This is a genomic window from Knoellia sinensis KCTC 19936 (assembly GCF_000768705.1).
In the GTDB taxonomy this organism is placed as follows: domain Bacteria; phylum Actinomycetota; class Actinomycetes; order Actinomycetales; family Dermatophilaceae; genus Knoellia; species Knoellia sinensis.
In genome coordinates this window covers 198,565-219,267 of sequence record NZ_AVPJ01000003.1, presented here as the reverse complement: position 1 = coordinate 219,267, position 20,703 = coordinate 198,565, and the positions used below count along the sequence as shown (strand labels likewise).

Here is a 20,703-nt window from a genome sequence, read left to right as displayed (position 1 = left end):
CGACGGCGACCGCCGAGCAGAGGAGCGTGGCGGGGGTCGAAGTCCTCCCAGAAAGGCCGCCCGTCATGTCGCACACTCTCTCGGCCGACCCGAGCACCGTCGTTTCGCGGAGTCCGTCCGCACGATCCGTCGGCCTCGCCGCGGTCACGGTCACCGTGGTCACCAGGGCTCTGTTGGGCAACCTCGTCGTCAACGAGTGGCCCGGTTGGCAGATGTTCCTCGAGAACGCCGTCGCCGCCGTGGTCGAGGGCATCGTGCTCGGGTTGCTCGTCTTCGCCCTCGTGGTGCGGCGTGCGCTTCGAGGTCCGAATGTCGTTCGGGCCAGCGTGGTGCTGGCACTCGTCGCCTTCTTGGGCCTCGCCGTTCCGTACTCTGCTCACCAGCTCATTCTCGGGGCGGCTGTGCTCACCCTCGGTGTCGCCGCTCGCGAGCGAACGACCAGTCCCGCAGCAGCCTTCGTCGTCGCGAGCGGGCTCGCCGTCATCGCCGCGTGGGTCGCCTTCGTCCTCTTTGCCGTCCTCACCGGCGACTGGCCGATCGACTACTGACAGAGTGCTGGCAGCGCCCCAGGCTCACCCGTTTGGCGTGATGATCTGGCGGACCTCGGTGCCGTCGTGGAGACGGTCGAGGGCGGTATTGATGTCGTCCAGAGGCACGTGGTTCGCGGTGACGAGCGCGTCCGCGCGAAGCAACCCAGCGGCATACAGATCGAAGAGTCGCGGGAGGTCGCGCCGGGGAACGGACGACCCCATGTAGGACCCGAGGATGGCCTTCTCCTCCCCGACGAGCGCGGCGATCGGGACGTCGATGGTGTGTTTGGGGTGGGGGAGTCCGGCGACGACGACTCGTCCGCCCACCTTCGTCGCGGCGTATGCCGTGGCAAGGGCCGCTGGGTGCCCTGCGGCTTCGATCGCCGCGGCAACGCCACCGCCGGTGAGGTCGCGGATCTCGTCGGCGGCGCTCTGGCCGGCGAGGACACCGTGGGTGGCGCCGACCTCCTTGGCGGAGGCGAGCTTGGACTCGACGGTGTCGACGGCGATGACGGGGTGGGCGCCCGCCAAGGCTGCGGCCATGACCGCCGAGATCCCCACCCCGCCGAGTCCGATGACGGCCACGGGCTCGCCCGGGCGGACCTGCGCGGTGTTGAGGACGGCGCCGGCACCGGTGAGCACCGCGCATCCGAAGACGGCGGCGACGTCGAGCGGGACCTCGTCCGGGACGGGGACGAGGGAGCGGGGGGAGAGCACGGTGAGCTCTGAGAACGCGGAGACGCCAAGGTGATGGTGCAGTTCGGCACCGGTCGCGTCGCGGAACGGTCGCCGACCGCTGACGAGACGCGCCTCCCGGTTCGCTGCCTGGGCGTCCGCGCACCGCACAGGGTGCCCACCGGCGCACTCGGCACAGGTGCCGCACGAAGGGACGTAGGAGCAGACGACGCGATCGCCGACCGCGACCTCCGTGACGCCGGCGCCGACCTCCTCGACGACCCCGGCAGCCTCGTGGCCGAGCACCATCGGCAGCGGGCGCGGCCGGTCACCATTGACCACGGACAAGTCCGAGTGGCACAGGCCGGCGGCGGTGATCCGAACGAGCACCTCGCCCGGACCGGGGCCGTCGAGGGTGACCTCCTCAACGCGCAAGGGGGACGACTCGGCGAACGGATGTGAGTCTGTGGCATGCCGCAGCACCGCGGCCTTCGTCGTGATCGTCATGTGTGTCCCAGTCCTTGTCCGCGTGCCTTCGCGATCGCCTCGCCGCGGTCGGCGGCGTGCAACTTCTGAAGGATCGTCGAGACATTGTTGCGAATGGTCTTGGGCGCAAGGTGCATTCGCGCTCCAATGGCCTGGTTTCCGAGGCCCGCGGCGACGAGGTCGAGGATCTCGCGCTCGCGGTCGGTCAACTCGGGGAAGGGCGTGGCGGGGGTCCGACCCGCGAAGTGGTCGAGGATGCGTGCCGCCACGGCCGGGCCGAAGATCGCTTCGCCCTCCGAAACTCCCACGATCGCCCGGATGACGTCCTGCCGGCCGGCGCCCTTGAGGAGGTACCCCGCGGCACCCGCCCTCACCGCGGCGAAGACCGATTCGTCGTCCGCCTGCATCGTGAGGACGAGGACTCTGACGTCAGGGTGGGTCGAGGCGAGCGCTCGGGTCACCTCGATCCCGGACCGGCCGGGCATGTTGAGGTCCATCAGGGCGACGTCGGGGCGCAGTTCGCGAATCCGCACCAAGGCCTGGTCCCCGTCCTCGGCGTCGCCCACGACCTCGATCGTGGGTTCGCCCTCCAGTGCGGCTCGCAGGCCGTCGCGGAAGATCGGATGGTCATCGACGATGAGGACGCGCACGGCCATCAGGCACCTCCGACAGGGATGCGCCCCGAGACGACAGTGCCGCCTCCGGGACGGGATGCGACCGTGAGGCTTCCGCCGAGTTCGGCGGCTCGCTCGCGCATCGACTCGAGTCCGACGCCCGTGCCGGAACGGGTGTCCACCCGGCTCGCCCCGTTGTCGACGACCTCGAGGATCAGCCATCCCTGCTTCACGTCGAGCGTGACGCGGCACCGCGTGGCGCCCGAATGCCGGACAACGTTCGTGAGCGATTCGGTGACGATGCGGTAGGCCGCCACCTCGGCTGCTGCTCCGGGCACGGACAGGGTGTCAGGACAGTCGACGTCGACGACCAGCCCCGCTGCGGCGAGGGTGCGAGCGTGTTCCCGGACCACGCCGGACAGCCCGAGATCATCGAGTGCCGGCGGCCGAAGCCCCTCGACGACATGCCGGACGTCCTGGACCGACTGGGCGATCTCGTCCTTGACCCGGTCGAGGAGTTCCTGAGCGCGCGGCTCCTCGGGTTGCCACAGCTCCCGGAGGGCATCCACCTGGAGGCTCGCCGCTGCAAGAGTCGGTCCTATGCCGTCATGAAGGTCGCGCCGCACTCGAAGGCGCTCGTCCTCACGTGCCCGGACGAGGCGCTCGCGTGACTCCTGGAGGTCGGTCGCGAGGCGGGCGACCCGCACCTCTCGCGCCACTTGCCGGGCAAGGTCCTCGAGCAACTGCAGCTCGCGCGGGTCGAAGGCGGCCTGCCCGCTCCGGCGTCCGACCAGCAGCTGTCCCTCCTGGCGGCCATGCGTCACGAGGGGAAGGCTCACGACTCCTGGCGGGAGCGCCGCTCGCGGTGCGCCGAGGGCAACCTCGACGAAGGGGAGGCGCAGCGTGTGCTTGATCGTGTCGGTCACGGTCGCGATGAGGTCGTCGACGGCGGTGCTCCGTTCGAGCTTCTCGGCGAGGTTTGCGAGGACCCGATAGGGCTGGGCCCAGTCGCCATAGAGGAGACGCTCGACCCGGCGGTGCAGCCACCCCTTCACCGGACCGAGGAACACTGCCACCGCCGCGCTCGCGAGCAGTGAGGCCCCGCGCCCGGCCTCCTCGCCGAGGAGGTTGGTCGCGATGGCGAGCGAGGCGAAATAGGTGGCGAGCACGAGACCGGTGAGGACGGCATACACGATCGTCCGGTCGAGAACCACCGCGACGTCGAAAAGTCCGCCACGCAATAGCGCGATGCCGGTCGCGATGGGCAATGCCGCGACCACCACGGCCTCGGTGATCGTGCCCACCCAACTCGGCCCGAAGGGCAGCAGAAGACTCCCGACCGCTGCCGCGAGGAGAGCAACGAGAGCGCCGAAGGCGAGCCACATGAGGCGCGTGCGGGTCGGCTCCACCGCACGTCGCCAAGCCACGACGAGACGAACCAGGGCGGCCACGGTCACCAGGAGCATGGCGAGGACGGCGGTGTCCGAGATGCGCCGCGGCCACGGCCCGAGGGCCGGGATCGCGAGCGGACTCTCGAGGGTGGTGTCCCCGTCCAAGGGGCCGATCGCCAGGGCGTAGCCGACAATCGTCACGATGAAGCCCACGAGTGCCGCGGCGACCAAGGTGCGTCGGCCTCGTGGCGCCCGATCACCCAAGGGGAAGACCAACAGCGCCACCGTGGTCGCGAGCATCCACGCCGTCCCGAACGCGGCGTTGGCGAGCAGATGGGTCCATGCCGCGCCCGACGTCTCACCACGGGCGAGCACGTGCCCGCTGACGAGTTGGAAGGCGCCCGCCGCCGCCTGCGCGACGCCCACGCCGAGATAGACCCAGCCGATGGCGAGTTCGGGACGGCGCCGCACGAGGAACGCGCCCACGAGCGGGAAGGCCATGAAGCTGAGGAACCACACCGTGTCGGTTGCCGAGAGGGGCGTCGTGCCGGACAGGCGTCCGGCCAGAGCGGCGCTGACCGCGACGGTGGCGCCGACCCCTGCTGCGACGAGGGTTCCGGCGGTGCGCCGAGGATCGGTGGGGGTCGACACGCTCACCTCCTCGATGCCCGTCGCGCGTGGACGCTGCAATGCATCGACGCTAGCGACTCGGGGTCCCGCCTGACAGGGACATCCGTCCTTTGCCGAGCGGGCGCAGGGACGGGCGGCACGAGGGCGATCGTCACTCGTGCGGGGGACGGGAGCCGCCCGACGCTGAAAGGGCAGACCCAGAACCCCCAGGAAAGGACCTCCCATGAGCACCGCAACCTCAGTCAGCGCTACCGAAGCCACACCGGGCACAGGGATCGCCAGGAGGCGATCGCTCCATCGCACGGGCGCGCTCGCCGGCCTCGCCTGGCTCGTGGCCGCGTTCGGCGCCACGACACCTGAGGGGCCCGTCACAGGCAACGCCACCGTGGCGGAGATCCGCAACTACGCCGCCGTGAACACCGGAACCTTGACCGTGAATGCCCTGAGCGGCCTGATCGGTGTCATCGCCCTCCTCACGCTCGTGGGGGTGCTCGCCGAACTCGTCGGATCGGTCCGGTCACGGAACCTCGCTGCTCGCTTCGTCACTCTCGCGGGGGCGCTCGCGGCGGTGCAGATGCTGTTCTTCGCCAGCGTCTATTCGGCGTGGGTTCTCCAGCCGATCACGGCCCTCAGCGACTCTGCGGTCCAGACGCTGTTCAACGTCGGGCTCGTCGCCGACATGTTGGGGACGTTGACCCTCGTTGTCACCTGCTCGATGGTGGGACTCGTGTCCCTCATCGCTCTGAGGGACCGCTTCCTCAGCCGCCCGGTGGCCCTGCTCGGGCTCGTCATCGCGGGGGCCGAGTTCGTCACGATCCCCTTGTTGGTCATGGGCAGTGACGCGGCGCAGGTTCCACTGCACGTCGCCCTCTTCGGGTGGTTCTTCTGGCCGGTCATCGTCGGCGCTGACCTTGGCGTGCGCGCCTTCCGAAGCCGCCACGCCTGAGCACGGTCTCGGCACGATCGCTGGCCCCGCCCCCTCCGCAACGTCAGCGTCAACGGCACCTCTAGCGACCGTTCCCACTGACGTTGCGGGAGAGCTACCCCGTAGCGTCAGCGTCAACGGCACCTCTAGCGACCGTTCCCACTGACGTTGCGGGAGAGAACGGGGGCGTGCCCAGCGCGATCGCGGTCGGCAACGAAGTGTCAGGTACGACGACTCTGTGGGCTGTTGGGACACGCTGAGGCCCTTTCAACTGGCACAGTGGCCCAATGGCGGATGCGCGGGTCGTAGGACTCGTTCTCGCGGCGGGAGCCGGGCGGCGTATGGGAGGACCCAAGGCGCTGCTTCGGCTGTCCCCGACGGGACCCTCTCTTGTCGAGATGGCTGTCGAACGCCTCCAAGTTGCTGGGGTCGCTGACGTGCATGTCGTCGTCGGCTCCGCTGCACCGAACGTGACCGCCCGCGCCGAACGCGCGGGCGGTCACGTCGTTGAGGCGCCCAATTGGGATGAGGGGATGGGCGCGTCTCTTCGGGCGGGGCTGGATGTGTTGCAGGACACCGATGCTCGCGCTGTGCTGCTGATGCTGGTCGACCTTCCCGATGTCGGTGTCGAGGTGCATGAGCGCCTCTTGGGCGCCGTCGACGGGGACCTCGACGGAGTGCTGGCCCGCGCGGCCTACGACGGTCGGGCCGGTCACCCGGTCCTCATCGGCCGTGACCACTGGGCGCCAGTGAGAATGCACGCCACGGGCGACCATGGCGCACGCGACTACCTCGACCGTCACCGGCCGCACTTGGTGGAGTGCGGGGACCTCGCGACCGGGCGCGACATCGACCGTCCCTGTGACGTGTGACCGTGCGCAGGACATGATGAGCCGATGGAGTTCTCCTCGGCAGCGGATCTGAGCGCGGCCCTCGACGGCACCGGCTACCTCGCTGACGAGGCCTTGGCCACGGTCGCGTGGCTCGCGACCCGGCTGCACCGGCCATTGCTCCTCGAAGGGGAACCGGGCACAGGCAAGACCTCGTTGGCGGAGGCGTTGGCCGAAGCCGGCGGGGTGCCCCTCATCCGGCTGCAGTGCCACGAGGGCATCGACGCGTCCCAGGCGCTCTATGACTGGGACTTCCCGCGCCAGATTCTCCACCTGCGCGCAGTGGAGGCGGTCGAGGGCGCCGCGTCCCTCGAGGAGATCGAGTCTGGTCTGTTCGATGAACGCTTCCTCGTCGCTCGCCCCATTCTCCGGGCCCTGCGAGAGGCACCGGCTGTCCTGCTCGTCGACGAGATCGATCGTGCTGACGACGAGTTCGAGGCGTTCCTTCTCGAGGTCCTGTCCACGTGGCAGGTGAGCATCCCGGAGCTCGGCACGGTTCGGGCGGAGACGCCCCCGCTGGTCGTGCTCACCTCCAACCGCACGCGCGAGGTGCATGACGCCCTCAAGCGGCGCTGCCTCTATCACTGGCTCGAACACCCTTCTCTCGAGCGCGAACTCGCAATTGTTCGATCCCGTGCGCCCGAGGTTCCGCACGCTCTCGCGGAGCAGGCGGTCCGCACCATCCACGCCATCCGCGTCGACACCGAGTTGCTCAAGCCGCCCGGCGTCGCCGAGACCCTGGACTGGGCGCGCGCCCTTCACGAGTTGGGCGTGCGCGACCTCGACACTGCCTCGGCTGCGGCATCTCTCGGCGTCGCGGTGAAGTATCGCGAGGACTTCGAACGCGTCCGCGCCGCTCTCGATCGCATCCTCGCGCGGTGAGTCCGCGGTGATCCGGGTCCGTCCTCCCGAGGAGATCCTCCTCGGGTTCGCGCGCGCTCTCCGAGCAGCGGGCGTGCCGGTCACAGCCGACCGGGAACGCACCTTCCTGCTCGCCGCCGCGACCGTCGGCCTCGAGGATCAGGCCGGCGTGTATGCCGCTGGGCGGGCCACGCTCTGCGGCTCACCTTCCGATCTCGAGAGATACGACCTCGTGTATGCCGCGTGGTTCGGTGCCGAACGACCGGCAGCAGTGCGCCGCCGACCATCGCGACCGCCCGAAGCGATGGCCGACCTCGGTGACGCGGAGTCGTCGCAGGAGGGTGGCGACGACGAGAGTCTCGACGAGGTCCGAGCGCGGGCGAGTGCCATGGAAGTGCTGCGGCACAGGGATATCGCGTCACTTTCGGCGATTGAGCGGGCGACGCTCGCGCGGATGTTCGCCGATCTCCGCCCGCGACCACCGCGACGGCGAACGCATCGCCTCGCGGCCGCTGCCAAAGGACGCGTGGACGCCCGTGCGACCCTGCGCGAGATGCTGCGCCGGCACGGTGAGCCCGGACCGATCAAGTGGCGTCGGCGCGCGGAGCGTCCCCGTCGGGTCGTCCTGCTGATCGACGTCTCCGGATCCATGAGCGCCTACGCCGATTCGTTGCTGCGGTTGGGGCACGTGTGGGTGCGCAGCACTGGTCACGTCGAGGTCTTCACCCTCGGGACACGGCTCACCCACGTGACGGCCGGCCTGCAGCACCCTGACCCGGACCGGGCCCTGGTCGCTGCGGGTCGAACGATTCCCGACTGGTCGGGTGGCACGCGACTGGCCCACGGACTCAAGGCGTTCCTCGATCGCTGGGGGCGGCGCGGCATGGCTCGAGGAGCAGTCGTCGTGCTCGTCAGCGACGGGTGGGAGCGGGAGGACCCGGCGGGTCTCGCCGTGCAGATGCGCCGCCTGCACGGGCTCGCGCATCATGTCGTCTGGGCCAACCCGCATCGTGGCCACGACGCCTACGAGCCTGTGCAAGTCGGGATCGTCGCGGCCCTTCCGTACGTTGACTCCTTTGTGGCCGGCCACTCGATGGCTGCGTTCGCCGAGCTGATGGAGGTTGTCGAGCATGCGTGACGTGTTGAGCGAACTGCGCGCCTGGTGGGACGCCGACGAGCCGGTGGCGATGGCCACCGTGGTTGACACTTTCCGCTCATCACCACGCCCTGCAGGGGCATCGATGCTCGTCGGGTCTGATGGCACCGCGGTCGGGTCGGTGTCGGGTGGGTGCGTCGAGGGTGCCGTCTTCGACCTCGGTCAGGAGGTGCTCAACTCGGCAACACCGGAACTCGTGCACTACGGCATCTCGGACGACACGGCATACACGGTCGGTTTGACGTGCGGCGGCGAACTCGACGTCTTCGTCGAGAAGGTGGACCGTGCCTCCTTCCCCGAACTCGGTGGAGTCGCCGACGACATCGCCGCGGGGCGCCCGGTGGCCGTGGCGACCGTCGTCGCGCACCCCGACCCGGCCTGGGTGGGGCGCCGGCTCGTCGTGCGACCCGACTCGGCCACGGGGGAACTCGGCAGCGAGCGGGCGGACGCAGCAGTCACCGATGACACTCGCGGTGCGCTGGCGTCGGGCACGACCGAGACGCTGACCTACGGACCCGACGGCGAACGTCGCGGTGAGGGGATGCGCGTCTTCGTCGCGTCGTATGCGCCCAAGCCGCGGATGATCGTCTTCGGCGCCATCGACTTCGCGGCGGCGGTCGCGGAGGTGGGCCACTTCCTCGGGTATGCCGTGACGGTGTGCGATGCGCGGCCGGTGTTCGCGACCGCAGTCAGGTTGCCGGCGGCTGACGAAGTGGTCGTCTCGTGGCCGCACACCTATCTGACTGCCGAGGCTGACGCCGGTCGCATCGATGGCCGGACGGTCCTGTGCGTCCTCACCCATGACCCGAAGTTCGACGTTCCGTTGCTCGAGGTGGCGCTGCGGCTGCCCGAGGTGGCCTATATCGGAGCGATGGGCTCCCGTCGCACTCACGACGAGCGACTGGAGCGGCTGCGGGAGGCTGGTCTGACAGACGACGAGCTGGTCCGCCTGTCGTCCCCGATCGGGCTCGATCTCGGCGGTCGGACCCCGCAGGAGACTGCTGTGTCGATTGCCGCGGAGATCATCGCCCTGCGTTGGGGTGGTCGCGGCGACCGACTCGTGGAGAGGGACGGCCCCATCCACTCGTGAGGCCATGGGTCTGCGGCTGTGAATCTCGGCGAACCCTTGTCGCGGTCCTCCGATCAGTGAAAGATCAGTCACATCCGCATCCCCCCGGCGAGGAGAGTCAACGATGACTCGGATCACGGTCACGGTCGACGGCACGTCCTACAGCGACGAGGTGGAGCCACGCATGCTCCTCGTCCACTACCTGCGGGAGGTGGTGGGGAAGACAGGGACCGTGATCGGCTGCGATACGAGCAACTGTGGCGCGTGCACCGTCCATCTCGACGGTCGTAGCGTCAAGTCCTGCAACGTTCTTGCCGTCCAGGCTGATGGTCACGAGGTGACGACCATCGAGGGCCTGTCGCAGAACGGTGAACTGCACCCCATGCAGCAGGCGTTCCACGAGTGCCACGCACTCCAGTGCGGCTACTGCACACCCGGCATGATCATGCAGGCCATCGATGTCCTGAACGACAACCCGGACCCCTCCGAAGAGGAGATCCGGGTGGGGCTCGAGGGCAACCTCTGTCGGTGCACGGGCTACCACAACATCGTCCGCGCCGTGCAACAGGTTGCCGGTCAGGGCGAGACCTCGGGAGCGCGGTCATGACCGCCGTCGACGATCGCCCGGCCGGGGCCGCGCCCGAGATCGGGCGGGACAGGCGGCGCAAGGAGGACCAACGGCTCATCACGGGTCGCACGAAGTGGACCGACAACATCGTCCTCCCGGGGATGCTGCACCTGGCGATGGTGCGCAGTCCGGTCGCGCACGCGACGATCAGCAACATCGACGTCGAGGAGGCGAAGGCAGCCTCTGGTGTCGTCGCCGTCATCACCGGCGCCGACATCAAGGACACGCAGGGCGCGATCGCCAACGCCTGGCCGCTGTCGGCCGAGCAGAAGACGCCCGGCCACTTGCCCATGGCCGTGGACCGGGTCGCCTGCACCGGCGAGATCGTCGCGTGCGTGGTGGCGCGTTCGGCGGCGGAGGCGCGTGATGCCGCGGAACTCGTCGACGTGGATTATGACGAGCTGCCAGCGGTCTTCGACGCCCGGGAAGCGATGAAGGACACGGTTCTGGTCCACCCGGACCTCGGCACCAACAAGTCCGACTTCTGGAAGCTCGACTCAGCCGAGGCCGGGACCGGTGGCAACGTCGACGAGGCGATCGCGACAGCGCGCGAGAGCGGCATCGTCATCGAACGCGAATACCGCAACCAGCGGCTCATCCCGGCGTTCATGGAGCCTCGATCCACCGTGGTCGACCCCACAGGGGAGCAGATCACCATCTGGACCGCGACCCAGATCCCGCACATCCTCCGGTTCCTCATTGCAGCGACCACGGGCATCTCCGAGGCGAAGATCCGGGTCATCGCTCCCGACGTCGGGGGTGGCTTCGGCGGCAAGCTCCAGACCACTCCGGAGGAGTTCATCACGCTTGCCGCGGCCCGACGCCTGGGCAAGCCGTGCAAGTACACCGAGACGCGGTCCGAGACGATGGTCTCCTGCCACCACGGTCGCGACCAGTGGCAGAAGCTCACCCTCGCTGCGACGAAGGATGGCGCGGTCACGGGGCTCAAGGTCGAGTTGCTCGCGGACCTCGGGGCCTACGCGGCGATCCTCGGTGGAGGTGTGCCCGTCCTCGGGGCGTGGATGTTCAACGCGATCTACAAGTTCCCCGCCTACCAGTTCAACTGTCAGACGGTCTACACGAACAAGACCTGGGTGGACGCCTATCGCGGAGCCGGGCGCCCCGAGGCGACCTTCGGGATCGAACGAATCATGGACGAACTCGCCGCCGAGGTCGGCGTTGATCCGCTCGAGATCCGGGAGAAGAACTGGATCACCCACGAGGAGTTCCCGTTCACCTCCGTCGCGGGCATGACCTACGACTCGGGCAACTACGAAGCGGCGACAGCACGTGCCAAGGAACTGTTCGGCTACGACGGGTTGCGGCGGGAGCAGCAGGAACGCCGCGATCGCAAGGATCCGGTGCAGCTCGGCATTGGCGTGTCGACCTTCACCGAGATGTGCGGACTCGCGCCCTCACGAATTCTTGGCGCCCTCAACTACGGCGCGGGCGGCTGGGAGCACGCCGCCATCAGGATGCTCGCGACGGGCAAGGTCGAGGTCGTGACCGGCGCGTCGGCCCACGGTCAGGGGCACGAGACGGCGTGGAGCCAGATCGTCGCTGATCGCCTCGGTGTGGCCTTCGAGGACGTCGAGGTGCTCCATGGCGACACACTCGTTGCGCCCAGAGGTCTGGACACCTACGGCTCTCGGTCCCTCGTCCTCGGGGGCGAGGCCCTCGTGCGCGCCGCAGACAAGGTCATCGAGAAGGCCAAACCCATTGCGGCACACCTGCTCGAGGCCAACGCCGACGACCTCGAATTCATGGCAGGTCGGTTCGGGGTCAAGGGCACGGACAAGGGCCTGACTCTCGGAGAGATCGCGATGGCGACGTGGACCTCGCACGTCTTCCCGGAGGACATCGAACCGATCATCGACTCCGAGGCGACGTTCGACGCGAACACGTTCTCGTTCCCGCATGGCACCCACCTGTGCGCCATGGAGGTCGACACCGAGACCGGCGCGAGCACGATGCGTGCCTATGTCGCGGTCGACGACATCGGCACCGTCATCAACCCGCTCATCGTGGCCGGGCAAGAACATGGCGGCATCGTCCAGGGCGTGGCCCAGGCACTCTGGGAGGAAGCAGTGTTCGACGAGAACGGCACGCTCGTGACCGGGTCGTTCGTCGACTACACCTTGCCCACGGCGGCCGACACCATCTCGTACGTCACCGACCACACCACGACGCCGTCCACGACGAACACCCTTGGCACCAAGGGGGTTGGGGAGGCGGGCACGATCGCCTCGACCCCGGCAGTCGTCAACGCCATCGTGGATGCCCTGCGCCCCATGGGAGTCAACGACATCGTCATGCCGTGCACGCCGGAGCGGGTGTGGAGCGCGATCCAGACGGCCGGGTCGGACACGGCAGGGTCCACCACCGACAACGCCCAGCCGCACTTCGAGTCCGGCGCAGCCAATCAGGATGATCCCGGCTCCTCGGCCGAAGGAGCGGACCGATGATCCCCGCATCGTTTGACTACGTCGCTCCGACGTCGGTGGCAGAGGCACTCACGGCCCTCGCCGAGGCCGGCGACGACGCCAAGGTGCTGGCCGGTGGGCAGAGTCTCCTGCCGATCCTCCGGATGCGGCTCAACGCACCCGAGAAGGTCGTCGATCTGGGCCGCATCGAGGAGTTGCGCGGGGTCCGTGAGGACGGTGACCACCTCGTCATCGGCGCCATGACGACCTATGCCGACGCCCTCGCATCCGCCGCTGTGAGCGAGCACGCGGCTGTTCTGCACGCCGCCCTCAAGGAGGTCGCCGATCCCCAGATCCGGCACCGCGGCACGGTTGGCGGAGCACTCGTGCACGCCGACCCGGCGGGCGATGTCGGCGCGCCGGCCCTCGCCCTGGGCACGGAGTTCGTCATCACCGGAAGTGGGGGAGAGCGCACCGTTGCAGCGTCCGACTTCTTCCAAGACCTCTTCGAGACGGCCGTTGCCGAGGGGGAACTGCTGACCGCGATCCGCATCCCGAAGCACACCGGTTGGGGCGGCCACTACGAGAAGTTCGTCCGAGTCGCCCACCAGTGGTCGATCGTCGCCGTCGCGGCCACGGTCCGGGTGGACGGCGGCACGATCGCGGAGGCCGCCATCGGGCTGACCAACATGGGCTCCACGCCACTGCGTGCGACGGCTGTCGAGGCGGCTCTCGTGGGTGCGTCGGCCTCGGACGAGGCAATCCGTGAGGCCTGCGCCGCGGCCGCCGAGGGCACCGATCCGCCGAGCGATCTCAACGGCAGCGCCGACTATCGCCGGGCCCTGGCGCCGGTGCTCACTCGGCGCGCGGTCCTCGCCGCCGCTGGGGGCTGAGGCCGTCGTGGAGCTGACGCACACCTTCACCGTTCCGGCCGGCATCGACGCGGTGTGGGAGGGCCTGCTGGACCTGGAGCGGGTCGGTGGCTGCTTCCCGGGCGCAACGGTCACCGACGTCACCGACGACGGCTTCTCCGGGACGGTCAAGGTCAAGCTCGGACCCATTGCTCTTGTCTACGCCGGCTCCGGGACCTTCCTCGAGCGCGACCCCGAAGCCCATCGAGCGGTCATCGACGCGAAGGGCAAGGACAAGCGCGGCAACGGCACCGCCGGCGCAACGGTGACGATGCAGTTGACGTCCGAGGGCGACCAGACGCGCGTCGATGTCGCCACGGATCTCGCCATCACCGGCAAGCCCGCGCAGTTCGGTCGCGGGGTGATGCAGGACGTGTCGGACAAGTTGCTCCGCCAGTTCGTCGAGTGCATCGAGGACCAGTTCAATGCCCCGCAGGAGGAGAGTGCCGCCGCTGCCGGAGCCAGTGACGTTCCTGCGCCGGCGGGCGCTGACCCTGACGCCTGGCCGGCGGCAGCGATGTCGTCTGGGCCCGACCCACGCGGTCGGCCGCGGGCCAGACCCGTTGACGACGCCATCGACCTCGGTGCCGTGGCGATGCCCTCGGCGGTCAAGCAGTGGGGCCCGTATGCCGTCGCCGGCCTCATCGGTGTCCTCATCGGATACGCCTTCGGTCGCGACCGCAACTGACTGACGAGTCCCACCTCGCGCACAGTCGGCTCGGGAGCCGGGCTGCCGCTCCCGAGCCTCGTCAACCCGGCTCTGGAGGGGTAACCCGGCTCCCGAGCCGAGTTGACGAGCGCGGGCGGTCAGGCCGTGCGGTGGTAGTACGCGTCCCAGTCGTGCTCGCTGCGCCGGTGGTCGGCGTCCTGGTCGACGTGGTGGCGCCATTCGTCGGCCCACGGGGCGGTGGGGTGGCGACGGTTGCTGCGCTCGAGCGCCCAGACGAACAGCGCGACGAGGACGAGGGAGAAGACGATGGGGGCCAGGTCTGCGATGTATGTGCTCATGGCATAAGTTTGATGCCCGACCACATCCTGCCACGAGTGGCAGAACTGCCCCTCTTGCACAAAATGCTGCCACAGTGTCATGCTGCAGAGATGGCCCTCCGTTCCGTCGCCGTCGTCCTCCAGGATCCCGTCGCGCTCTTCGAGTTCGGTGTCCTCAACGAGGTGTTCGGCATCGACCGGACCGCTGAGGGTGTGCCGCCGATCGACTTCCGGGTCTGCTCCGAGAGGCCGGGTATGCCGTTGAGTACCGACTCCGGTGTCGTCCTGACCGCGCCCCACGGGTTGGAGGCGACCAGCGACGCAGACCTCGTCGCCATCCCGGCCAGCCCCACGGCATACGCACCGTCCGAGGCCGTGAAGCAGGTGGTGAGGGACGCTGTCGATCGCGGGGCGTATGTCCTGTCGGTCTGTTCGGGTGCCTTCACCCTCGGTGCCGCCGGTGTCCTGGATGGGCGTGAGTGCACGACGCACTGGCTGCACTCCGATGCGCTCGCCGCGGCGTACCCGCTGGCCAAGGTCAACCCGGACGTGCTCTATGCGCACGACGGCACCGTGATCACGAGCGCGGGCACCGCGGCCGGGATCGACGCTTGCCTGCACCTCGTGCGCGCCGAGCACGGGGCCGCGGTGGCGAACCGCATCGCCCGCCGGATGGTCGTCTCACCCCACCGAGACGGTGGCCAGCGCCAATTCATCGATCGTCCCGTTCCCATCACCGAATGCGAGAGTCTGGGGCCGACGCTCGAGTGGCTCGTGGAGCACCTCGATGAGACGCACACGGTGCCCCAACTGGCCCGACGGGCAGCGATGTCATCGCGCACGTTCGCGCGGAGGTTCGTCGCCGAGACCGGCACGACACCTCACCAATGGGTGACCGATCAGCGGGTGCTGAGGGCTCGCGAACTCCTCGAGGAGACGGACCTGTCGATCGAGCAGATCGCCGGCGACGTCGGCTTCGGTAGCGCAGCACTTCTGCGTCACCACTTCTCCCAGGGCACCGGGCTCACCCCCACTGTGTTCCGGACGCGACACCGCTCCCCGGCCTGAGCCGAGGAGCGGTGTGCGAGTGAGTGATTCAGCCTTGCGGTGGGATCACTGCGGGGCGTTCGGCACGAGGCACTTCACCGACGCGGAGCGGTTCCCCGACCCGTCGATGGCGTAGACCTCGGCGTCACCCTTGCCCTTGAGGTTCCACTCGACAGCGCCGCTGCCGGGCTTCTGACTGGGGTTCGCACCGTTGGCCTCGACGTACTTGATGTCGGTGTCGACGGCGAAGGGACCCCAGGTCGTGGAGCTGCCGTCGTCCTTGACGAAGAGGTCGAGGTCAGAGGCAGGCCACACGTCATCGGTGGCGACGAGACGATAGAAGCCGTCCTGGTTCTGACCCTGGCCGCCGTTGCCCGGTGCCTGCGGCTCGTTGCCGCCCGGGTTCGTCGACGGGACGCACTGGGCGACCGGCGGCGTGGTGTCCTGCCACAGCTTGGACGCCGTGCGAGTGGCGTCGTGTCCGTCGATGTGGCCGACGGCGGTGATCGTGTCGGTGCCGAGCGAGTCCGGCTCCACCGGAACCGTGTAGGTGAAGGTCACGACACCCGAGGCGTTGGTCTCGCAGGACGCCGGGGCACAGGTCCCGGAGTCACCGGCGTTCGGACCGGCCGAGATCGAGAAGTCGACCTTGTGACCACCCAGATCAGAGGCCGGTCCGGTGACCGTCGCCGTCACCGTGTGGGTGTCGTCCGAGCCCAACTCATTGGTCGCCGTCGGCGGCGTGAGTGCGAAGCCGAAGACCGAGAAGGACTCGCAACGCGTGACCGACCCCGTGGCGGTGTCGTCACTTGCCGGGCCGAGCCCGGACGCCGTCGCGCACACCTCGTGGGTGCCCGGTGCCAGGTCGTTGCCCGGTGCCGTCCACGTGATGTCCGCCGGCCCCGCAGTGGGGAGGGCGGTGCTCGTGGTGGCCGCGACGGGGTTGCCGTCGAGCGTCACGGTGAGCCCGGTGAGCGACGTCGCGGTCACGTTCTTGATGACGTCCGGCAGGTTCGCGGGGTTGGTCACGTGCTCACACGTGGTCCCACTGGCGGTCGCCATGGCCTGGAGGTTGCCCAGGGTGCCGACGGTGCAGGAGGCTGCGGCACCAACCGCGAACGGATAGATGGTTGCGCCTGCAGCGACGGAGTTCAGAGCGGTGTTGAACGCGGCCAGCGACCCTGCCTCGGAGATGCCGTCGGACAGGAACACGACGTTGACCTGGGTGCCAGTCGCTGCCTGGACTGCGGTGTCGGCCGCTGCCAGTGCCGCGGCGAAGTTCGTGCTCGTGCCGACGTTCTTCGCGGTGAACTGACCGATGGTGCCCGGCGTGAGCGAGTCGATCACGGTGTCGACGTTGGATCCCGAGGGCGGCGTGAAGCGCTGCTCTCCGGCGGCGGGGTCCATGTCCGCCGGTTCAGCGGAGGTCCCAAACGCCACGACAGCACTCTCGAGCGCCGAGCCATCGGTGACCACGAGGTCGTTGAGTCCCTTCACGGCCACCTGCTCGCACGCAAGGATGGTCCGGGTCGAATCGCACATCAGGTTGACGGTGCTACCGGAGATGTCGACGACATAGATCCAACTCGTGTTGGGCGCGCCCGTGGCGATGCTCGCCGTCCCCGACAGGGGCACGTCGACGGTCGTGTCACCCGCAGGCACGATGAAGGAGTCGCCGTCCACCGGGGACGTGACGCCCACGGTGATCTCGGCGCCGTTGGGGAGGTTCCCCGACTGGGTTCCCGCCATCGCGGCAGGCGCAACGAGAGCGGCTACCGCGAGAGCGGCGCCGCTCGTGAGACAGGCGCGACGACGCGCCCGTGCTGCTGACTTCATGATGATTCCCTCCTGGTTGTGCGATCGCCTCATGAGTCGCCCCCCGGCAGGCGCGTATCGCGGTCGCTGAAGGGAAGGAGGCCTTGGCTACCCGCCAGATACATCCCTGTGTATGCCGTCCGCCCCATTCGGTGCCGCGTCCCCTGACCCGCGGTGCCATCTTCACGAGATCTGCACAGGTCGTGCCCACGCGCCGCACGGGCAGGCTCCTACTGTCGGTGTCATGAGCGAAACGGGTGTGGGCGCGAACGGGTCGGGTGCGACAGTGCTCGTCGTAGAGGACGAGCCGACCATCAATCAAGCCGTCACCGATCGACTGCGTGCGGAGGGCTATCAGGTCCACCAGGCCCACGACGGCCCCGGCGCGGTCGAGGCGTTCAACACGCACAATCCGGATCTCGTCGTGCTCGACGTCATGCTCCCGGGGTTCGACGGGCTCGAGGTCTGCCGCCGCATCCAGGCCGTGCGCCCCGTACCCGTGCTCATGCTCACCGCTCGTGACGACGAGACCGACATCCTCGTGGGCCTCGGCGTGGGTGCCGACGACTACGTCACCAAGCCGTTCCGGATGCGTGAGGTCGTCGCGCGCACCCACGCGCTGCTCCGTCGCGTCGAGCGCGCGGCCGAACTCGCAGCCACGCCAGCCCGGACGACTGCCCTCGGGGCGCTCCAGATCGACGGCCCGGCCCGACGAGTCACTGTCGACGGAGCCGAGGTTCATCTCACCCCACTCGAATTCGACCTGTTGACCGCGCTGGCCGCAACGCCCGGCACGGTCCGTTCGCGCGAGCAGCTCATGGCCGAGGTGTGGGGGTGGTCCGACGCCTCCGGCACCCGAACCCTCGACAGTCACGTGAAGTCCCTGCGCGCCAAGATCGGTGCGGCGCGCGTTCGCACCGTGCACGGCGTCGGCTACGCCCTGGAGTCTCCGTGATCACCGAGGAGCCTCTCGAGAAGGTCGGCTCGATCAAGGTCAAGCTCGGGCTCCTCGTCGGCGCGACCGTCGTCGTCGCAGCGCTGTTCGCGACGATCGGCGCCCGAGCGGGGATGCCCCTCTGGCTCACCCTCCCGGTCACCGTCGCCGCCGCGCTGCTCGTGACGCAGTGGTTGGCCCGGGGCATGACCGCACCCCTGCGCGAGATGACCCACGCGGCCAGTCGCATGGCTTCGGGGGACTACGGCCAGCGTGTTTCCACCGCGTCCACCGACGAGGTCGGCCAACTGTCGCGCGCCTTCAACGCGATGGCGTCCGACCTCGCCGACGCCGACCACCAGCGGCGGCAGCTCATCGCGACGGTCTCGCACGAGCTTCGGACGCCTCTCACCGCGCAGCGGGCCCTGCTCGAGAACCTCGTCGACGGGGTCGTCCAGCCCGACGACGCCGCTCTGCGTGGGGCACTCACCCAGTCCGAACGCTTGAGTGACCTTGTCGGTGACCTGCTCGACCTCTCCCGGATCGACGCCGGCGTGCTCCCCCTGCGCCTCGAGGAGGTCGCGGTTGCGGACGTGTTGCGTCGCGCGGTCGCCGAAGCCGAGCTCGGCTCCCGCAACGTCCATCACGTATGCCGTGTGTTCCCCGAAGCCCTGCGCGTCACCGCCGACCCCGCTCGCCTCGCGCAGTTGGTCGCGAACCTCCTCGACAACGCGGCTCGGCACAGCCCGCCCGGCGGCGAGATCCAGGTCGTGGCCACGGCGCTCGAAGACGAGCAGTGGTCGCTCGAGGTCCTCGACGAAGGCCCCGGGATTCCCGCCGAGAAGGCCGCCACGGTGCTCAGCCGCTTCGGGACCGGTGACGACTCCGGTGGGGGGACGGGCCTTGGCCTCGCCATCGCGTCCTGGGTCTGCGAGCTCCACGGAGGCTCCATCCACGTCGTTCCCACTCCAGCCGGCGGACACGGTGCGCGACTGCGCGCGGTGCTCCCACGGCATACGCGATCCCACGCGCGAGCGGCGAGCGCGCCGCCCCCCCAGCCGACCACGGAGGTCACGATGACTGCCACACCCGCCCCCCCGCCCGCCCAACCGCAACCCACCCCGGGTGCGGCCGTCGCGGCTCAGTCGCCCTCGACACCCGCAGCACACCCAGCCGTGCTGCCGTTCACGGACCAGCTGTTCGGGAAGTTCTGGCCCGAGAGCGGATTCGGCCCGCAACCGGCATTGCTCCTGGGTGCGCTGGGGCTTGGTCTACTGGCGTCGATCACGTTGCCGGACAGGCGAATTGGCCTCGCAGCCGGATTGGTGGCGTTGTTGGCTGCGCTCATCATCCTCAAGCCGGCGAGCCAGAAGCGGAGTCCGTGGACGATCGCGTGCGTTGCCGTCGGTGTCGGGTTGACGGCCATGACGGTGCTGCGCGCGACCGAGTGGATCGCCATCCTGTCGGTGATGCTCGCGGCGCTACTCCTCGCTGCCACGGTGACGCACGCCAGGTCGTTCGTGAGCATCCCGCTCTCGGCGATGTCGTGGGTCCTGGCCGGCTTGCGCGGGTTGCCGCTCCTGGGGCGGACGCTCACGGCGACGAGTCGGATGCCGCTCCTCTGGCCCGTCCTGCGCACGGCCGCCATCGCAGCCTTGGGGCTGGTCCTCTTCGGAGGTCTCTTCGCCTCCGGTGACGCGATCTTCGGCTCGTGGGCGCAGTCGCTCATCCCCGACCTGCGCTGGGACTCGATCATCGCGCGGATCTTCGTCTTCGTGTTCGTGGCGGGTGTCGCGCTGGCCGGTGCCTACCTCGCGCTCAACCCGCCGCGCATCGCCGACCTGGACGTCCCGCGAGGTGCTCCGGTGCGGCACCGCTGGGAATGGCTCGTGCCGCTCGGTGTTGTCATCGCGCTCTTCGCGCTGTTCCTCATTGCGCAGGCCACGGCGATGTGGGGTGGTCACGAATACCTGCGTGAGACAACGGGTCTGACCTATGCCGAGTACGTTCACCAAGGGTTCGGCCAGTTGACCACAGCAACCTTCCTCACTCTCGTCGTGGTCGGCATCGCGACTCGGAAGGCAGCACAGGAGTCGGGCTCCGACCGGCTGTGGCTGCGCGGCACGCTCCTGACGCTCTGCGTGCTCACGCTCGCCGTGGTGGCGTCGGCGCTGTATCGGATGAGCCTCTACCAGGAGGCCTACGGCTACACGGTCATGCGGGTCTTCGTCGACGGGTTCGAACTCTGGCTGGGACTGCTCATCGTCCTCATGATGGTGGCGATCGTGCGACTCAAGGGCACGTGGCTGCCTCGGGCCGCGCTGCTGTCCGGTGCATTGTTCTTCCTCGGCTTCGGGTTGATGAACCCCGACGGCTGGGTGGCATCCCGCAATATCGAGCGCTTCCACGAGACCGGCAAACTCGACACCTTCTACCTCGCCGGGCTGGGCGTCGACTCGACCCCGGCCAAGATCGCGGGCCTCGACGAGAAGCAGGCTGCCTGTGTCGTCACCTGGAACATGGAGAAGAGCCGGGACCGCGACGACGACCTGCTGTCGTGGAACTTCGGACGGGCACGAGCCTTCGACGCCGCCGAGAGCAAGGACCTCACCGTCGATTCGTCGTTCTGCAGCCAGTTCGGCGACGGCTTCGTCCCCACTGGTTCCGGCTCCGAGGTCTTCGACTGACTCCCGCTGACCCAACAACCCGACTTATTGCCCGAATGGGACAC

At 68.9% G+C, this 20,703-nt stretch carries 18 protein-coding genes; 13 read left to right on the top strand and 5 right to left on the bottom strand.

Going from position 1 to position 20,703, the window contains the following annotated elements; genetic code table 11:
• The first annotated feature begins 65 nt into the window (after positions 1-65).
• On the top strand, positions 66-548 hold the full coding sequence (locus N802_RS05765; protein WP_156971301.1) for a hypothetical protein: 483 nt from the start codon (positions 66-68) through the stop codon (positions 546-548).
• Between the two features lie 24 nt (positions 549-572).
• On the opposite strand, the gene N802_RS05760 is transcribed toward N802_RS05765, so the two are convergent.
• From N802_RS05760 to N802_RS05750, 3 genes are read right to left on the bottom strand one after another with little or no spacing between them, the layout of a single operon-like run.
• Positions 573-1,712 (bottom strand): zinc-binding dehydrogenase, encoded by a 1,140-nt coding sequence (locus N802_RS05760; RefSeq protein WP_156971300.1) that lies wholly within the window; start codon positions 1,710-1,712, stop codon positions 573-575.
• Positions 1,709-2,347, bottom strand: a complete 639-nt coding sequence (locus N802_RS05755) for a response regulator transcription factor (protein WP_035913507.1) — start codon at positions 2,345-2,347, stop codon at positions 1,709-1,711. Before N802_RS05755 ends, N802_RS05760 begins: the two co-directional genes overlap by 4 nt.
• The gene (locus N802_RS05750; protein ID WP_035913503.1) at positions 2,347-4,347 is read right to left on the bottom strand and encodes a sensor histidine kinase; all 2,001 of its coding nucleotides are present in this window, start codon (positions 4,345-4,347) and stop codon (positions 2,347-2,349) included. Before N802_RS05750 ends, N802_RS05755 begins: the two co-directional genes overlap by 1 nt.
• 202 nt (positions 4,348-4,549) lie before the next feature.
• Here N802_RS05750 and N802_RS05745 point away from each other — a divergent pair, with 202 nt between their 5' ends.
• The 9 genes from N802_RS05745 (at position 4,550) to N802_RS05705 (ending at position 13,877) form a co-directional block, all read left to right on the top strand.
• A complete protein-coding gene (locus N802_RS05745; RefSeq protein ID WP_035913501.1) occupies positions 4,550-5,272 on the top strand; it encodes a hypothetical protein in 723 nt (240 codons plus the stop codon).
• 266 nt (positions 5,273-5,538) lie between these two features.
• Positions 5,539-6,123: a nucleotidyltransferase family protein gene (locus tag N802_RS05740; protein WP_035913498.1), complete on the top strand. Its 585-nt coding sequence runs from the start codon at positions 5,539-5,541 to the stop codon at positions 6,121-6,123.
• 24 nt (positions 6,124-6,147) lie between these two features.
• The gene (locus tag N802_RS05735; protein ID WP_035913495.1) at positions 6,148-7,023 is read left to right on the top strand and encodes an AAA family ATPase; all 876 of its coding nucleotides are present in this window, start codon (positions 6,148-6,150) and stop codon (positions 7,021-7,023) included.
• Between the two features lie 7 nt (positions 7,024-7,030).
• Positions 7,031-8,140, top strand: coding sequence for a vWA domain-containing protein (locus tag N802_RS05730; protein WP_035913493.1), 1,110 nt, complete (start codon positions 7,031-7,033; stop codon positions 8,138-8,140).
• Positions 8,133-9,248: an XdhC family protein gene (locus N802_RS05725; RefSeq protein ID WP_035913491.1), complete on the top strand. Its 1,116-nt coding sequence runs from the start codon at positions 8,133-8,135 to the stop codon at positions 9,246-9,248. Before N802_RS05730 ends, N802_RS05725 begins: the two co-directional genes overlap by 8 nt.
• A gap of 103 nt (positions 9,249-9,351) precedes the next feature.
• Entirely contained in the window at positions 9,352-9,834 is a 483-nt protein-coding gene (locus N802_RS05720; RefSeq protein ID WP_035913489.1) for a (2Fe-2S)-binding protein, read from the top strand.
• A complete protein-coding gene (locus N802_RS05715) occupies positions 9,831-12,320 on the top strand; it encodes a xanthine dehydrogenase family protein molybdopterin-binding subunit (RefSeq protein ID WP_035913486.1) in 2,490 nt (829 codons plus the stop codon). Before N802_RS05720 ends, N802_RS05715 begins: the two co-directional genes overlap by 4 nt.
• A complete protein-coding gene (locus N802_RS05710; RefSeq protein ID WP_035913482.1) occupies positions 12,317-13,171 on the top strand; it encodes an FAD binding domain-containing protein in 855 nt (284 codons plus the stop codon). The genes N802_RS05715 and N802_RS05710 overlap by 4 nt, the downstream gene beginning before the upstream one ends.
• A 7-nt stretch (positions 13,172-13,178) precedes the next feature.
• Positions 13,179-13,877, top strand: a complete 699-nt coding sequence (locus N802_RS05705) for an SRPBCC family protein (RefSeq protein WP_035913477.1) — start codon at positions 13,179-13,181, stop codon at positions 13,875-13,877.
• Positions 13,878-13,996: 119 nt separating this feature from the next.
• Here the strand turns inward: N802_RS05705 and N802_RS05700 are convergent, their stop codons facing one another.
• Positions 13,997-14,197, bottom strand: a complete 201-nt coding sequence (locus N802_RS05700; RefSeq protein WP_035913472.1) for a hypothetical protein — start codon at positions 14,195-14,197, stop codon at positions 13,997-13,999.
• 90 nt (positions 14,198-14,287) lie between these two features.
• Here N802_RS05700 and N802_RS05695 point away from each other — a divergent pair, with 90 nt between their 5' ends.
• Entirely contained in the window at positions 14,288-15,244 is a 957-nt protein-coding gene (locus N802_RS05695) for a GlxA family transcriptional regulator (RefSeq protein ID WP_035913841.1), read from the top strand.
• Between the two features lie 45 nt (positions 15,245-15,289).
• Here N802_RS05695 and N802_RS05690 read toward each other — a convergent pair whose 3' ends face one another.
• Positions 15,290-17,059 (bottom strand): vWA domain-containing protein, encoded by a 1,770-nt coding sequence (locus N802_RS05690; RefSeq protein WP_035913469.1) that lies wholly within the window; start codon positions 17,057-17,059, stop codon positions 15,290-15,292.
• A gap of 223 nt (positions 17,060-17,282) precedes the next feature.
• Between N802_RS05690 and N802_RS05685 the strand changes: the two genes are divergently transcribed.
• Positions 17,283-17,993 carry a response regulator transcription factor gene (locus N802_RS05685; protein WP_035913465.1) on the top strand — a complete coding sequence of 237 codons (711 nt, stop codon included), beginning with the start codon at positions 17,283-17,285 and terminating at the stop codon, positions 17,991-17,993.
• Complete coding sequence (locus tag N802_RS05680) at positions 17,990-20,659, top strand: DUF4153 domain-containing protein (protein ID WP_035913462.1); 2,670 nt, start codon at positions 17,990-17,992, stop codon at positions 20,657-20,659. The genes N802_RS05685 and N802_RS05680 overlap by 4 nt, the downstream gene beginning before the upstream one ends.
• The last annotated feature ends 44 nt before the right edge of the window (positions 20,660-20,703 follow it).

Coding starts and splice junctions, on each gene's coding strand:
- N802_RS05695 (WP_035913841.1), top strand. CDS start 14,288: ATGGCCCTCCGTTCCGTCGCCGTCGTCCTCCAGGATCCCGTCGCGCTC.
- N802_RS05685 (WP_035913465.1), top strand. CDS start 17,283: ATGAGCGAAACGGGTGTGGGCGCGAACGGGTCGGGTGCGACAGTGCTC.
- N802_RS05710 (WP_035913482.1), top strand. CDS start 12,317: ATGATCCCCGCATCGTTTGACTACGTCGCTCCGACGTCGGTGGCAGAG.
- N802_RS05755 (WP_035913507.1), bottom strand. CDS start 2,347: ATGGCCGTGCGCGTCCTCATCGTCGATGACCATCCGATCTTCCGCGAC.
- N802_RS05740 (WP_035913498.1), top strand. CDS start 5,539: ATGGCGGATGCGCGGGTCGTAGGACTCGTTCTCGCGGCGGGAGCCGGG.
- N802_RS05745 (WP_035913501.1), top strand. CDS start 4,550: ATGAGCACCGCAACCTCAGTCAGCGCTACCGAAGCCACACCGGGCACA.
- N802_RS05690 (WP_035913469.1), bottom strand. CDS start 17,059: ATGAAGTCAGCAGCACGGGCGCGTCGTCGCGCCTGTCTCACGAGCGGC.
- N802_RS05725 (WP_035913491.1), top strand. CDS start 8,133: ATGCGTGACGTGTTGAGCGAACTGCGCGCCTGGTGGGACGCCGACGAG.
- N802_RS05760 (WP_156971300.1), bottom strand. CDS start 1,712: ATGACGATCACGACGAAGGCCGCGGTGCTGCGGCATGCCACAGACTCA.
- N802_RS05700 (WP_035913472.1), bottom strand. CDS start 14,197: ATGAGCACATACATCGCAGACCTGGCCCCCATCGTCTTCTCCCTCGTC.
- N802_RS05720 (WP_035913489.1), top strand. CDS start 9,352: ATGACTCGGATCACGGTCACGGTCGACGGCACGTCCTACAGCGACGAG.
- N802_RS05765 (WP_156971301.1), top strand. CDS start 66: ATGTCGCACACTCTCTCGGCCGACCCGAGCACCGTCGTTTCGCGGAGT.
- N802_RS05735 (WP_035913495.1), top strand. CDS start 6,148: ATGGAGTTCTCCTCGGCAGCGGATCTGAGCGCGGCCCTCGACGGCACC.
- N802_RS05715 (WP_035913486.1), top strand. CDS start 9,831: ATGACCGCCGTCGACGATCGCCCGGCCGGGGCCGCGCCCGAGATCGGG.